The organism is Rhizobium mulingense, assembly GCF_029194105.1.
In the GTDB taxonomy this organism is placed as follows: Bacteria; Pseudomonadota; Alphaproteobacteria; order Rhizobiales; family Rhizobiaceae; genus Rhizobium; species Rhizobium mulingense.
Genome location: NZ_JARFVE010000010.1, coordinates 199,950 through 213,595 on the forward strand (window position 1 = coordinate 199,950; position 13,646 = coordinate 213,595).

Below are 13,646 nucleotides of genomic sequence, written 5' to 3' on the forward strand. Positions count from 1 at the left end.
CCATGCTTCAGATGAAGGGGCGCTTGCCCTCTCCAAGCCCATCCCAGCCGGCGATCGCCATCAGTTCCTCACCGTTCAGCACCTCGCAGCCGCGCTCCTGCCAGCGGAGCAATCCCCGTTCGCTGAGCTTCTTCAAGGTTTTGTTGGTGTGAACGATGGAAAGACCAAGGGTGTCGGCGATGTGCTGCTGCGTTATGGGGATGAAATTGCGGCCGTTGAAGAGATCGAGCTTCCTGCCGCGCTCAAACAGGAACGCGAGCAGATAGGCCGCTCTTTCCAGTGCTGTGCGGCGGCCGATGCTGAGGAGATGTTCATCCAATATCCGCTCCTCGCGCGCGGCGATCCAGGTAATGTCGAAGGCGAGCGACGGGTGCTTGTTATAAAGCGTCATCAGCCTGTTGCGCTCGAAGACGCAGAGGGAAACCGGCGAAAGCGCTTCGATGGAATGCTGCATTTCGCCGGCGATCGTTCCCTGCAGGCCGATCAGGTCGCCCGGCATGATATAATTCAGGATCTGACGCCGTCCGTCTTCCAGCATCTTGTAGCGGAAGCCCCACCCGGAAAGCACCGTAAAGAGATGAGCGCTGTGGGCGCCCTCGACGAGGATTGTCGAGCCGGCGTCGACGGCAAGCTCACCCCTCTTGAAATGTGAAACGAATTCCAGCTCGTCGCGGCTGAATTCCCTGAAATGCGGCAGGGGCCGCAAAGGACACTGCTGGCAAGGCGTTTTGAAAGAATTGATCGATCTCGACGTCGCCATGTTTGCCCTTGCCGTCGCAAAACCGGCGCGCCATCGCCGGCGCGCCGTTCATCAAGGAATGCGCAAGCCGCAGATTTGTTCCGCGAGCGAGGCGGATTTTTTATGTATAAACAAGGGACTGGCCGGGGCCGATCAAATCCTTGCCATGCCTATCTCGGGAAATCGAGACCCATTTCGCGGAACCGCTCCGGATCATCACCCCAATTCTCGCGAACCTTGACGAACAGGAAGAGATGGACCGGCTGTTCCAGGATTTCCGACAATTCCTTGCGGGAAGCCGTCGAGATCGCCTTGATGGTTTCCCCACCCTTGCCGAGTGCGATCTTCTTCTGGCTGTCGCGCTCGACATAGATCACCTGCTCGATGCGCACCGAGCCGTCTTTGCGCTCTTCCCACTTCTCCGTTTCGACATGCGAGGAATAGGGAAGCTCCTGGTGCAGGCGCAGAAACAGCTTCTCGCGGGTGATCTCGGCGGCGAGCTGTCGCATGGGAAGATCTGAGATCTGGTCTTCCGGATAGTACCACGGCCCTTCAGGAAGGGTCTCGGCCAGATAGTCCATGACGTCGTCGCAGCCGGAACCGTTTTCGGCCGAGATCATGAAGGTGCGTTCGAAAGCGATCTTCTCGTTGGCGCTCGCGGCCAGCGCCAGCAGATCCTCGCGGTTGACGCGGTCGATCTTGTTCAGCACCAGGATCTTCGGCTGCTGGACCTCCTTGAGGCCTTCGAGGATGGCTTCGGCATCGCCGCGCAGGCCGCGCTCGCTGTCGATCAGCAGCATGATCAGATCGGCATCCTTGGCGCCGCCCCAGGCCGAGGTCACCATGGCGCGGTCGAGCCGGCGGCGCGGCTTGAAAATGCCCGGCGTATCCATGAAGACGATCTGGGCATTGTCGTGAATGGCAATGCCGCGCACGATCGCCCGGGTGGTCTGCACCTTGTGGCTGACGATCGAGACCTTAGCGCCGACGAGGCGATTGACCAGCGTCGACTTGCCGGCATTGGTCGGGCCGATCAGCGCGACGAAGCCCGAATGCGTCGGACGATGGGTTTCTGCAGCAGCTTCGGCCGCGATATCTTCTTCTCGTGTCATTGTCCCGTCAGTTTCCGGCAGGCGATTGCTGCCAAATGCCTTCGCGCTCGAGCATCTTGGTCGCCGCCACCTGTTCGGCGGCACGCTTCGACCGCTCTACGCCGGTTTCCGGCTTTATGCCAGCAACTTCCACCGTCACCTTGAAGCGCGGATCATGATCCGGTCCGCTGCGTTCATCAACCCGATAGATCGGCGTGACGCCAAATTTCGCATGCGACCATTCCTGCAGCTCGGTCTTGGCGTCGCGCTTGGCGCCGTCGGCCCTGACCGCCCTGCCCTGCCAATAACGCAGGATGAAGCGGCGCGCCACTTCAAGGCCGCCATCGAGATAGATCGCGGCGATCAGGCTTTCGACCACATCGGCGCGCACGTTCATCATGCGCTTGCCGGTCAGTTTCTTCACATCGGCGCCGGTGCGGATATAGAGGTGAAGGTCGAGTTCGTCGGCGACCGCAGCGCAGGTTTCGGCGCTGACGAGCTGGTTGAGACGGACCGAGAGCTCGCCTTCCCCCGCCGTGCCGAAGGTGCGGAACAGGAGCTCGGCGATGCAGAGCCCGAGGACCCTGTCGCCGAGGAACTCCAGCCGCTCGTAATTACCGCCCTTTTCCGTCCGAGCGCTGGCATGGGTCAGCGCGCGATCCAGGCGTTCCTTTTCGGCGAAGTCATGACCGATCAGGCTTTCAAGCTTTGCGCGGTCCGCCGCAGAAAGCGTCTGCGCCTTGCTCATTCAACGACCTTGAAAAGGCGGTCCCAGCGCATATTGGTCGGCCACTTCCAGATTTCGCGGAAAGACGTGTCGTTGCCGAGCGAGAAGAAGATGACGCTGGCGCGGCCGACGAGGTTTTCAGCCGGCACGAAGCCGACATCGAAGCGGCTGTCGAGCGAATTGTCGCGGTTGTCGCCCATCATGAAATAATGGCCTTCCGGCACGATGAATTCGCGGGTGTTGTCGCCGCGCGAGACCGGAGACTGGTCGAGGGTGTCGTAGGTCTTGCCATTGTCCAGCGTTTCGCGGAAGACCGGTACGTCCTCACCCGGATCGAGCTTGTAATCCGAGGTGAAGCTGCCGTCCGCAACCTTCGGAACCGGCTTGCCGTTGACGTAGAGCACGCCGTCGGTGACCTGGATGTGGTCGCCGGGAAGACCGATGCAGCGCTTGATGTAATCGATATCGGGATTGGGCGGGAAGCGGAAAACGACGATGTCACCACGCTTCGGATCGGAACCGAACAGGCGACCGTTGAAGATATCGGGAGAGAAGGGCAGCGAATATTTCGAATAGCCGTAAGCGAACTTATTGACGAAGATGTAGTCGCCGACGAGCAGCGTCGGCATCATCGAACCTGACGGAATGGTAAAGGGCTGGAACAGCACCGTTCGAATCACCATCGCCAAAATCAGCGCCTGGATGATGACTTTGATATTTTCCCAGAGGGCGTTCGGCTTGGCTTCGACTTTATCGGACACGCAGTCTTATTCCTTCAAGACGCCGCGACGGCGCAATTCTTTATGTCGTTCTCTCTAGCGGCTTCAGCCGGATGCGGCAATGGCGACAACATCAAAAGCGACGAGAGGTCGCGATCAGAGGCTCTCAGGCAACGCCTCGATGATAACAAAGGCCTGCGCCAAGGGATAATCATCGGTTATTGTCAAATGAATGGCGGCCCTGTGGCCGGCGGGCAGCATCGATTCGAGGATTGCGGCGGCACCGCCTGAGAGAACCATGGTCGGCTTGCCGCTCGGCAGGTTGACGACGCCCATGTCCTTCCAGAAGACACCCTGGGCGAGGCCCGTGCCGAGCGCCTTGGAACAGGCTTCCTTGGCGGCGAAACGCTTGGCATAGGATTCGGCGCGGTTTGCCCGGCGGTCGGAGCGTGCGCGCTCGATCTCGGTGAAACAGCGATGGGTGAAGCGCTCACCGAAGCGCTCGATCGATTTTTCGACACGGCGAATGTCGATCAGATCGCTGCCAATCCCGATGATCATGCCGGACCCTTCCGTCGCTTAAGCATTCTGCACGGGTTTCATACGCTCGGCATGTCGCTGACCGGCCCCGCCAGACGCAGGCGCGCCCGCTCCATCAGGCGCGTGCGGCGGCGCGTCTGAAACCCCTTCACGGTGTAGAACGTCAACGCATAGAGCGCAACGGAGGTCACGGCGGCCGGGGGAATGGCGCCGATCAGCATTGGCTCCAGCACCGGCTTCCATAATTCGGTGAAGTTCAGCTTGTGAAAGAGGGCGGCGAGATCCACCGCCTGACCCGCCAGATGATCCTCGCGGCTTAACAGCAGATGGCCGATCTCCCAGGTGATGCCCCAGATGAAGGGATAGGTCAGCGGATTTCCGAAGGCAGCGCAACCGAGGGCGGCCGCCACCATATTGCCAGAGAGGAAATAGCTGATGACGAAAGCCATGACGAAATGCACGCCGATGAAAGGCGTCCACGAGACGAAGACGCCCGCGGCGACCCCGGCCGCAACCGCATGCGGCGAAGCGCTCAGGCGCAGAATGCGCATTGTCAGATAACGGATCGGGCGAAGGAAACCTTTTCGGGGCCACAGAAGCTCCCGCATCTTTTCCTTGAAGCCCGCAGGCTTGCGACGGCGAAACAACATGGCGGCTATTTAGTGCAGCGCACAGGACCGTGACAAGAGCGGCAAATGATACCACCCGAAAAACAGCCGCTCAATTTTCTCTGCGGAGCAGCGGCTTCCTACCGAGGGGCGTTCGTAACGCAACGTCCCCCACTGATCCAAGTATAAATCTGCTATTAGCGGCTGCGGAACAGACCGCGGTCGACCTGGCGCTGACGAAACTCGAGATCGATACGATCGAACGAGCCGTTCAAATAGGCCATTTCACGTTCCTGTGTGGTCGGAGCGCGAAGAGCGCGAGCGATTTTCCTGATAGGGTCAAACATTTCCTTGTCTCATCTTCTGTTTACGTTTTCGATGACCAGAAGATAGTCCTGGCAGAGGTGAATTACCACCGCCCGCAACATGGGGACAGCCATGCACTGAGCGCATACACTGCCACTCCGATGCGCTATTCTGGTCTTGAAACGGTCATAAAATGTGCAAATTCTCGGTCAGCTGCCGTGCGGGCTTAACAAAAGCCTATTCGTAGAGCCGCCGGACCGTGGCGATGCAGTCGAGTTCCTTCATCTGGGCGAGCAGCTGGTTGAGCTGACGCAGATCCCAGACCTCGACCTCGAGCATCATTTCGGTGAAATCGGCTGCCACCCGTACGGTGTTCAGCAGGCGGATATTGACATCAAGACTTGCAACCGTCTGGGCGACCTTGGCGAGCGTGCCGGGCTCATTCAATCCGTTCACCATGATGCGCGCCATGAAACGCGACTTGTTGGCTTCGTCGAGGTCCCAGCGGACGTCAATCCAACGGTCGGGCTGATCATCGAAGCGCTGCAGGCTCGGCGACTGGATCGGATAGATGGTAATACCCTTGCTCTGATCCATGATGCCGACGATGCGGTCGCCGGGCACGGCGCCTGTCGAGGCGAACTTGACGTCGACATTGCCGGACAGGCCGCGGATCGGGCCGATATCGACATCGGCGTCGAGTTCGGAATGTCCGCTCTCAGCCCCGGCCCTGGTCTTGCCGGGGATCTTGAAGATCATGCCGGCCGCACTGCGGACATTGAACCAGCCGTCGTCGCCGGAAGGCTTGACGGTGACGCGCTCATCCTGGTGGTCGGGATAAACGGCGCGCAGCACGTCGAGCGAGGACATCTCGCCGCGGCCGACGGCGGCGATCGCATCCTCAACGTCCTTCTGGCCGAGACGGTGCAACGCCGGCTTCATCGCCTCCCGCGAGAAGATCTTGCCGGCCCTGTTGAATGTGCGCTCGAGAATGCGATGGCCGAGGCCGGCATATTGCTTGCGGATCGCCATGCGGGTGGCGCGGCGAATGGCGGCGCGCGCCTTGCCGGTGACGACAATCTCCTCCCATGCGGCCGGCGGAACCTGCACGCCAGAGCGGATGATTTCGACTTCGTCGCCATTGGCCAGCCGCGTCACCAGCGGCATGATGCGGCCGTTGATCTTGGCGCCGACCGTGGTGTCGCCGATATTGGTGTGAACGGCGTAGGCGAAGTCGATCGGCGTGGCGCCGCGCGGCAGGGCAATCAGCTTGCCCTTCGGCGTGAAGCAGAAGACCTGGTCCTGGAAAAGCTCAAGCTTGGTGTGTTCGAGGAATTCTTCCGGACTGTCGCCCTCGGCGAGCGCCTCGATCGTGTGACGCAACCAGGAATAGGCATTGGATTCGCGCGAAAGGATGTCGCCATCGGCATTGGTGGCGCCGTCCTTGTAGAGCGTATGGGCGGCGATGCCGAATTCGGCGATCTCGTGCATGCGCTTGGTGCGGATCTGCAGCTCGATGCGCTGGCTGGAGGGACCGACGATGGTGGTGTGCAGCGAGCGGTAATCGTTCTGCTTCGGCGTCGAGATGTAGTCCTTGAAGCGGCCGGGCACGACACGCCAGCGCGTATGGACGATGCCGAGCGCGCGATAGCAGGACGGGATGTCCTCGACGATCAGGCGGAAACCGTAGACATCCGAAAGCTGCTCGAAAGACAGCGACTTCGACTGCATCTTGCGGAAGACCGAATAGGGTTTCTTCTGCCGGCCCTTGACATAGGCGCTCGTCAGGCCGCTGGCGACCAGCAGGTCACGCAACTCGGCCTCGATCTTCTTGACGATGCCCTCGTTGCGCTTGGAGAGCTCTTCCAGCCTTTTCGTGACGGTCTCGTAGGCTTCCGGGTTCATGTGCCGGAAGGAAAGCTCCTCGAGTTCCTCGCGCATGTCCTGCATGCCCATGCGACCGGCGAGCGGCGCATAGATTTCCATCGTCTCCTCGGAGATGCGGGCACGCTTGTCGGCCGACATGTGATCGAGGGTGCGCATATTGTGCAGACGGTCGGCGAGCTTGACGAGCAGCACGCGCACATCGTCGGAAATGGCGAGCAGCAGCTTGCGCAGGTTCTCCGCCTGCTTTGCCTTCTTGGTGACGAGATCGAGCTTCTTGATCTTCGTCAGGCCCTCGACCAGCCGGCCGATATCCTCACCGAAGAGTTCGTCGATCTCGGCGCGCGTCGCCGTCGTATCCTCGATCGTGTCGTGCAGAAGAGCAACCGCGATCGTCGATTCGTCGAGATGCATGTCGGTGAGGATGGCGGCGACCTCGAGCGGATGGGAAATATAGGGATCGCCGCTCGCGCGCTTTTGCTGGCCATGTTTCTGCATGGCGTAGACATAGGCTTTGTTCAGCAGTGCTTCATTGGCATCGGGCTTGTATTGCTGAACCCGCTCCACGAGTTCGTACTGCCGCATCATTCCAAAGCCACTCCGGTAAAAATAAAAGCGCGCCAATCAACGATTGGCGCACACATGGGCAATAATATGCCTAAGCCATAAAGGCGCAAGATTGACGATTGGTAATCGTCGCTCTTTTCCGGTCGGATCCGGACGGCGGCTTAATAATCGTCGCTCTTTTCCGGCGGCACCAGGCCCTCGATGCCGGCAAGCAGCTCTTCTTCCGACATCTGGTCGAAGGTGATCGTCTCCGGCACGTCGTCCTGCTCCTCGCTGTCGGCTGCGGCAACACCGCCGGCAGCGATCATGCTGGCCGGATCGGGCTCGGGCTCGTCGACTTCGACATGCTTCTGCAGCGAATGGATCAGATCTTCCTTGAGGTCATCGGGCGAAAGCGTCTCGTCGGCAATTTCGCGCAGGGCGACGACAGGATTCTTGTCATTGTCGCGATCGATGGTGATCGAGGCACCCTGGGAAATCAGCCGGGCGCGGTGGCTGGCGAGCAGAACCAGCTCGAAGCGGTTCTCTACCTTGTCAATGCAATCTTCAACTGTGACACGGGCCATTGCCTGTCCTTTACGGTCGTCATTTCGGGATTAGCACGCCCGATACAATTAAAACCGGGCAAATACAAGTTTTTCATTCCGGCTCCCCTCGTCTTTATCCGTGGCTGAGCTAAATTTCCATGGAGAATGTCACAATTCCACCGAAGGTTGCTTGGAATATGACGAATCGTGCCCTAAATCTCTCTTATATGAACACTTGGTAAAGTAAGGATCAAATCAAAAATCACAACAAGCCATTGTATTTATTGAAATTTGATACCCTGCGAATTTCGATTTCTCTCATTAGGAATTGGTAAGGCGATGTTTGACCCACGCGAAAAAATTGCACTCTTTATTGACGGCGCCAACCTCTACGCTGCATCCAAGAGCCTCGGTTTCGACATAGACTACCGCAAGCTGTTGAAAGCGTTCCAGAAACGCGGCTATCTCCTGCGCGCCTACTATTATACCGCCTTGATCGAGGATCAGGAATATTCATCGATCCGTCCCCTGATCGACTGGCTCGATTACAACGGCTACAAGGTCGTCACCAAACCCGCCAAGGAGTTTACCGACTCCATGGGCCGGCGGAAGATCAAGGGCAACATGGACATCGAGCTTGCGATCGACGCCATGGAGCAATCCGAAACCGTCGACCATCTCGTCATCTTCTCCGGCGACGGCGACTTCACCAACCTGGTCGAGGCGCTGCAGCGCAGAGGCCGCAAGGTCTCGGTGATCTCGACGATGGCGACCCAGCCGCCGATGATCGCCGACGACCTGCGCCGCCAGGCCGATCATTTCATCGACCTCTTGTCTCTGAAGGCTGAGATCGGTCGCGATCCGTCGGAGCGGGCGCCGCGTCCGGCCGAGGTCGCCCCGGCCAGCGATTTCGAGGACTGATCGAAAGCGCCGCGAGCCGATCAGCTGCGGCATCATGGCTCAGCCATTATCCTTCAACAAGCGGCTCTTCTGCCGGTTCCAATCGCGCTCCTTCTCGGATTCACGCTTGTCATGTAGCTTCTTGCCCTTGGCGAGCGCCAGTTCCATCTTCGCCCGTCCCCGATCGTTGAAATAGATCTTCAGCGGGATCAGCGTCATGCCTTCGCGGTTGACTGCTGAGCGCAGGCGATGGATTTCGCGGCCCGACAGCAGAAGCTTGCGGCGCCGGCGCGGCTCGTGGTTGAAGCGGTTCGCCTGCAGATATTCCGGCAGGTAGGAATTGATCAGCCAGATCTCGCCGTCCTCGTCCGATGCGTAGGATTCGGCGATATTGGCCTTGCCTTCGCGCAGAGACTTGACCTCCGTACCCTTCAGCACGAGACCTGCCTCATAGGTGTCGATGATCTCATAGTTGAAGCGGGCCTTGCGGTTTTCGGCCACGACCTTGTTCACCACGCGCTGGCTGCCTTTGGGGGCCATGACGATATTTCCTTCGAGGCGCGCGAATAGCCGCGCCCTCATTGCTTGCCCTTTATGTAAGGGAACGATCCGGCCTTGTGAAGACGGCCGGTCTCCTCAGTTGAGCAGCCCGGCATGGCGCATGGCGGCGTCGATCGCTGCTTCGGTTGCCGGCTCCAGCGTCGACAGCAGCGGCGAGCGGACGTTGCGGCTCATGCGGCCGAGCTTGAAGAGGCCGTATTTGGCGCCGCAAAGACCGGGTTCAAGGAAGATCGCCTTGTGCAGCGGCATCAGCCGGTCCTGATATTCGAGCGCGCGGGCGTATTCGCCGGCCAACGTTGCCGCCTGAAAATCGGCGCAGAGGCGCGGGGCGACATTGGCCGTTACCGAGATGCAGCCGACGCCGCCATGGGCGTTGAAGCCGAGCGCTGTGGCGTCCTCGCCGGACAATTGCCTGAAGTCCTTGCCGCAGGTGATACGCTGCTCGGAGACACGCTCGATCTTGCCCGTCGCATCCTTGACGCCGACGATATTCCTGTGCGTCTTGACGAGCGCACCCATCGTTTCTGGCGTCATGTCGACCACCGAACGGCCGGGGATATTGTAGATATAGATCGGCAGAGCGACCGCCTCGGCGATCGCGGAAAAATGCGCGATCAGCCCCCTCTGCGTCGGCTTGTTGTAATAGGGCGTGACGACAAGCACGGCGTCGGCGCCGACCTTTTCGGCATGCTGGGCAAGCTCGATCGCCTCACGCGTGTTGTTCGAACCGGCGCCGGCCATGACGGGAACGCGTTTTGCGGCCACTTCGATGCAGAGTTCCACGACCCGCTTGTGTTCGGCATGCGACAGCGTCGGCGATTCGCCTGTCGTGCCGACCGGAACGAGACCGCCGCTGCCTTCCTTGATCTGCCAGTCTACATGGGCGGCGAAGCTGTCTTCGTCGATCGATCCGGCATCGGTGAAGGGGGTGACGAGGGCGGGAATGGACCCATTGAACATGCAAAGCTCCTCACGACCAAATCCTTGCTTCGGCCGCATTCCATGACTAAGAGTTGCGCACCATAGAGCGCCGAAATCATCGCGACAAGCGCGGAGAGTTCGGTTTAGGGCAAAATCCGATAGCAGATGTGAATGAATTTTACCTGGTACGGTAAGGTTTCGTTAAGATGCCTCCAGCCAAATGGGTAGGGCGTGTTTTCGTTGCGAGATCCCGGATGAAGAAAGCTGTCCTGATTCTGACCGCCTTCGGCTTCGTTGCCGCCGCGTGGGGCAGCGTTGCGTCGCCGCTTGCCGGCGAAAACCTTCCGGCGGCTGACGTCAAGCCGATCGGCTTCGTTCCCGAGACATCGATACCGGAGGCGCTGACCACCGGCGCCATCCCACGCAATCCGGCTGTCGCGCCGATCGGCAGTGATCTGAAAACCGGCCTCGACGCGCTTACCGCCAAGAATCCCCAACTGGCTCTGTCGATCCGCGACAGCATGCGGCAGGGGACACTCGACCGCCATATCCTCACCTGGGCGATCGCGATGTCCGGTTTGAAGGGCGTCCCCTCCTATGAGATCGCCAGCGCAGCGCAGGAGCTCAAGGGATGGCCCGGCCTTTCGCGGCTGCGCGCCTATTCCGAACGGGCGCTCTACGATGAAAACCCCGCCCCATCCGCCGTGCTCGCCGCCTTCGGCGACACCGCGCCCGAGACGATGCAGGGCACCGTCATTCTCGGGCGGGCGTTGGTTGCCTCAGGCAAGCAGGCGCAGGCGGCGAAATATATCCGCAAGCTCTGGCGCACGGAGGCGCTCGACAAGGCGGCTGAAGACAAGATCCTCGTCGAATTTTCCGCCCTGCTGATGCCGGCGGACCACAAGGCGCGGATGGACTATCTGATGTATCGCGGCCGGGTGGCGCAGGCCAAGCGGTTCGGCGACATGGGTGAGGCGCAATCGCTCTACAAGGCCTGGGCCGCCGTCGACGCCAAAGCCGCCAACGCCGGCGCGCTCATCAATAGCGTCGAGGCGAAATGGCGAGGCGATGCCGGCCTGCTGTTTGCGAAGATCGAATATCTGCGCAAGCAGGACAAATATGCCGAGGCGGCAGCCCTGCTGGAGAAGATGCCGCGCGAAGCTGGCGAACTCGTCAATTCCGGCGAATGGTGGAACGAGCAGCGGATCGTCAGCCGCGGCCTCGTCGACCAGGGACAGTTCAAACCGGCCTATCGTATCGTCGCAAACTCCGCGGCAACCAGCCCGACTGATATCGTCGAGGCCGAGTTCCACGCTGGATGGTATGCGCTTCGCGGCCTGCAGGACCCGACAACAGCGGAAAGACATTTCCGCAAGATTCTGGCGACGTCGAACGGACCGATCTCGGTGTCGCGTGCCTGGTATTGGCTCGGGCGGGCAGCCGAGGCCGGCGGCCCCGGCAATTCAGGCGAATTTTACGGCAAGGCCGCGAATTTTCCCGGCACCTTCTATGGGCAGCTCGCGGCCGAAAAGCTGGGACGGAAGACGCTCAATGTCACCTATCCGGCGCCGAGCACGGCCGACCGCCAGCACCTTCAGGCGCGCGAAGCCGTGCAGGCGATCACCCGTCTCGAGGCGGCAGGTCACGGCTGGCGCGCCGACATTCTCTATCTCGCGCTTGCCGACCAGTTGCAGAGCCCGGGGGAACTGGCTATCCTCGCAGCACAGGCCGAGCAATCTGGCAATCACCATCTGTCGCTGCAGATCGGCAAGATCGCCTATGGCCGCGGCATTGACGTCGCAGCGCTTGCCTTTCCCGTCGGGGTGATCCCGGCGAATGCCAATATATCAGGCTCCGGCAAGGCGCTCGCCTATGCCATCGCCCGGCAGGAAAGTGCCTTCAACCCGGCCGCCGTTTCGGCAGCAAACGCGCGCGGTCTGCTGCAGCTTCTGCCCGGCACGGCCCAGGCGGTGGCCAAGCGCCACAACATCACGTTTTCGAAGGACAAGCTGACGGCCGATGCCGGCTATAATGCGACGCTCGGCGCGCATTATCTCGGCGAGCAGATCGAGGCCTTCGGCGGCTCCTATATTCTCACTTTCGTCGCCTATAATGCCGGGCCGAAGCGGGTGCCGGAATGGATCGGCCGCTACGGCGACCCGCGCGGCAGGCCGATCGACGAGATCGTCGACTGGATCGAGCGCATCCCCTTCCCCGAGACGCGCAACTACGTGCAGCGGGTTATGGAGAATTACGAAGTTTACAAAGCTCGCCTCGGCCAGCCGACGGATATCGAGCGCGATCTGATCGGCGGACGCAGCGCCTCCTGAAGCCGTTTGGCGCGGCTTGAAAAGCAGGCTACATCTTCGGGTTCAGATAGCCTTGAAGGATGCGATGGCGGACATGGATGCAGGCGGTTTCCAGGAACGATATTATTCTTCTGCCGATGGGCTGACGCTTTATGCCCGCGACTACCGGCCGGACGGGGCGGCAGCCACCGGACGGCTGCCGGTGATCTGCCTGCCCGGCCTCACCCGCAATAGCCGGGATTTTCACCCGCTTGCGCTGCGTCTTTGCCGCGACGAGACGGGTCCACGCCGGGTGATCGCGCTCGATTCGCGGGGGCGCGGAAATTCCGCATGGGATGAGGACAAAACTAATTACACTCTCGCCGTTGAGACCGGCGACATTATTGCCGCCTGCGCGGCATTCGGCATCGAGCGGGCGGTTTTCATCGGCACATCGCGTGGCGGACTGATCCTGCATCTGATCGCGGCTACACGGCCTGATCTTCTCGAAGCCGTCATTCTGAACGACATCGGCCCAGCAATCGAGACCGGAGGGCTGGCACTCATTCGCGACTACTTGAACAGCGGCAGGAAGCCAGCCGATTGGAAAGAGGCGGCCGATATACTGCAGCAGAACCACGGCGCCTCGTTTACCGCGCTTGCGGGGGAAGACTGGCGCGAGATGGCGCTTGCGCTTTACCGCGACACCGACGGAAGACCGGTCGCCGACTTCGATCCGGCAATCGCCGAGGCGCTGCGATCGGTCGATTTCAGCCAGCCGCTGCCCGACCTCTGGGAGCAATTCGAAAGCCTGAGCCGTTTGCCGCTGATGCTGATCCGCGGCGAAAATACCGCTCTGCTCTCAAAGGAGGCGGTCGCGGAAATGGTCCGGCGGCATCCGAGCCTGATCCTGCATGCTGCTCAGGGACAAGGACATGCGCCCCTCCTCCATCTAGGCAATATACCAGCAGCAATTGGAGCTTTTCTCGCCAGCTGCCGATAGCTGACCGTTCAGCTGCAGCCGCGCGTCTTTTGAGACACGCGAAGGAGCCACAACCTTGCAAGCCGGCGTGCTTTCCGAAACCGGCTCCGATCTTCGGGCCGATGCGCCAGCTGCCTCCACGCCATTCGTGCAGATACAAAAAGCCCGGCTCGAGAGCCGGGCTTTCCTGATTGACCGAAGTCAGATCAGATTAGAACGAACGCTGCAGGCGGAAGTAGCCAGACGTCGAGTCGTCGCCGTTGTCCGGATCGAGGTACTGAACCGA

The 13,646-nt window shown here is 60.5% G+C and carries 15 protein-coding genes; 4 read left to right on the forward strand and 11 right to left on the reverse strand.

The window, feature by feature from the left end; translation table 11 throughout:
• Positions 1-7: 7 nt before the first annotated feature.
• The 9 genes from PYR71_RS22190 to rpoZ form a co-directional block, all read right to left on the reverse strand.
• Positions 8-760, reverse strand: coding sequence for a Crp/Fnr family transcriptional regulator (locus PYR71_RS22190; RefSeq protein ID WP_183915153.1), 753 nt, complete (start codon positions 758-760; stop codon positions 8-10).
• 149 nt (positions 761-909) lie between these two features.
• Positions 910-1,851 (reverse strand): GTPase Era, encoded by a 942-nt coding sequence (gene era / locus PYR71_RS22195; protein WP_275620843.1) that lies wholly within the window; start codon positions 1,849-1,851, stop codon positions 910-912.
• A gap of 7 nt (positions 1,852-1,858) precedes the next feature.
• Positions 1,859-2,578 (reverse strand): ribonuclease III, encoded by a 720-nt coding sequence (gene rnc / locus PYR71_RS22200; protein WP_275620844.1) that lies wholly within the window; start codon positions 2,576-2,578, stop codon positions 1,859-1,861.
• Positions 2,575-3,318 (reverse strand): signal peptidase I, encoded by a 744-nt coding sequence (gene lepB / locus PYR71_RS22205; protein ID WP_183915159.1) that lies wholly within the window; start codon positions 3,316-3,318, stop codon positions 2,575-2,577. The genes rnc and lepB overlap by 4 nt, the downstream gene beginning before the upstream one ends.
• Positions 3,319-3,432: 114 nt before the next feature.
• Entirely contained in the window at positions 3,433-3,837 is a 405-nt protein-coding gene (gene acpS / locus PYR71_RS22210) for a holo-ACP synthase (protein ID WP_010028627.1), read from the reverse strand.
• A gap of 38 nt (positions 3,838-3,875) precedes the next feature.
• Positions 3,876-4,466 carry a DUF2062 domain-containing protein gene (locus PYR71_RS22215; RefSeq protein ID WP_183915161.1) on the reverse strand — a complete coding sequence of 197 codons (591 nt, stop codon included), beginning with the start codon at positions 4,464-4,466 and terminating at the stop codon, positions 3,876-3,878.
• 155 nt (positions 4,467-4,621) lie between these two features.
• Positions 4,622-4,771 (reverse strand): DUF3563 family protein, encoded by a 150-nt coding sequence (locus PYR71_RS22220; protein ID WP_004675049.1) that lies wholly within the window; start codon positions 4,769-4,771, stop codon positions 4,622-4,624.
• 196 nt (positions 4,772-4,967) lie between these two features.
• Entirely contained in the window at positions 4,968-7,202 is a 2,235-nt protein-coding gene (locus PYR71_RS22225) for a RelA/SpoT family protein (RefSeq protein WP_275620845.1), read from the reverse strand.
• A 140-nt stretch (positions 7,203-7,342) separates the two neighbouring features.
• On the reverse strand, positions 7,343-7,747 hold the full coding sequence (gene rpoZ / locus PYR71_RS22230) for a DNA-directed RNA polymerase subunit omega (RefSeq protein WP_003558080.1): 405 nt from the start codon (positions 7,745-7,747) through the stop codon (positions 7,343-7,345).
• A 300-nt stretch (positions 7,748-8,047) separates the two neighbouring features.
• Here rpoZ and PYR71_RS22235 point away from each other — a divergent pair, with 300 nt between their 5' ends.
• A complete protein-coding gene (locus tag PYR71_RS22235; protein ID WP_003546927.1) occupies positions 8,048-8,629 on the forward strand; it encodes a LabA-like NYN domain-containing protein in 582 nt (193 codons plus the stop codon).
• A gap of 39 nt (positions 8,630-8,668) precedes the next feature.
• Here the strand turns inward: PYR71_RS22235 and smpB are convergent, their stop codons facing one another.
• On the reverse strand, positions 8,669-9,148 hold the full coding sequence (smpB, locus tag PYR71_RS22240; protein ID WP_126830577.1) for an SsrA-binding protein SmpB: 480 nt from the start codon (positions 9,146-9,148) through the stop codon (positions 8,669-8,671).
• 96 nt (positions 9,149-9,244) lie between these two features.
• Positions 9,245-10,129, reverse strand: a complete 885-nt coding sequence (gene dapA / locus PYR71_RS22245; protein WP_275620846.1) for a 4-hydroxy-tetrahydrodipicolinate synthase — start codon at positions 10,127-10,129, stop codon at positions 9,245-9,247.
• 215 nt (positions 10,130-10,344) lie between these two features.
• On the opposite strand from dapA, the gene PYR71_RS22250 reads away from it, so the two are divergent.
• From PYR71_RS22250 to PYR71_RS22260, 3 genes are all read left to right on the forward strand, one after another.
• Complete coding sequence (locus PYR71_RS22250; RefSeq protein ID WP_275620847.1) at positions 10,345-12,420, forward strand: lytic transglycosylase domain-containing protein; 2,076 nt, start codon at positions 10,345-10,347, stop codon at positions 12,418-12,420.
• Between the two features lie 64 nt (positions 12,421-12,484).
• On the forward strand, positions 12,485-13,381 hold the full coding sequence (locus PYR71_RS22255) for an alpha/beta fold hydrolase (protein WP_275620848.1): 897 nt from the start codon (positions 12,485-12,487) through the stop codon (positions 13,379-13,381).
• A 55-nt stretch (positions 13,382-13,436) separates the two neighbouring features.
• On the forward strand, positions 13,437-13,646 hold a 210-nt coding region (locus PYR71_RS22260), incomplete at its 3' end, for a hypothetical protein (protein ID WP_275620849.1).

Excerpts from the sequence above, each read along its gene's own strand:
- PYR71_RS22190 (WP_183915153.1), bottom strand. The coding sequence starts at position 760 with ATGGCGACGTCGAGATCGATCAATTCTTTCAAAACGCCTTGCCAGCAG.
- era (WP_275620843.1), bottom strand. The coding sequence starts at position 1,851 with ATGACACGAGAAGAAGATATCGCGGCCGAAGCTGCTGCAGAAACCCAT.
- rnc (WP_275620844.1), bottom strand. The coding sequence starts at position 2,578 with ATGAGCAAGGCGCAGACGCTTTCTGCGGCGGACCGCGCAAAGCTTGAA.
- acpS (WP_010028627.1), bottom strand. The coding sequence starts at position 3,837 with ATGATCATCGGGATTGGCAGCGATCTGATCGACATTCGCCGTGTCGAA.
- PYR71_RS22215 (WP_183915161.1), bottom strand. The coding sequence starts at position 4,466 with ATGTTGTTTCGCCGTCGCAAGCCTGCGGGCTTCAAGGAAAAGATGCGG.
- PYR71_RS22220 (WP_004675049.1), bottom strand. The coding sequence starts at position 4,771 with ATGTTTGACCCTATCAGGAAAATCGCTCGCGCTCTTCGCGCTCCGACC.
- PYR71_RS22225 (WP_275620845.1), bottom strand. The coding sequence starts at position 7,202 with ATGATGCGGCAGTACGAACTCGTGGAGCGGGTTCAGCAATACAAGCCC.
- rpoZ (WP_003558080.1), bottom strand. The coding sequence starts at position 7,747 with ATGGCCCGTGTCACAGTTGAAGATTGCATTGACAAGGTAGAGAACCGC.
- PYR71_RS22235 (WP_003546927.1), top strand. The coding sequence starts at position 8,048 with ATGTTTGACCCACGCGAAAAAATTGCACTCTTTATTGACGGCGCCAAC.
- smpB (WP_126830577.1), bottom strand. The coding sequence starts at position 9,148 with ATGGCCCCCAAAGGCAGCCAGCGCGTGGTGAACAAGGTCGTGGCCGAA.
- dapA (WP_275620846.1), bottom strand. The coding sequence starts at position 10,129 with ATGTTCAATGGGTCCATTCCCGCCCTCGTCACCCCCTTCACCGATGCC.
- PYR71_RS22250 (WP_275620847.1), top strand. The coding sequence starts at position 10,345 with ATGAAGAAAGCTGTCCTGATTCTGACCGCCTTCGGCTTCGTTGCCGCC.
- PYR71_RS22255 (WP_275620848.1), top strand. The coding sequence starts at position 12,485 with ATGGCGGACATGGATGCAGGCGGTTTCCAGGAACGATATTATTCTTCT.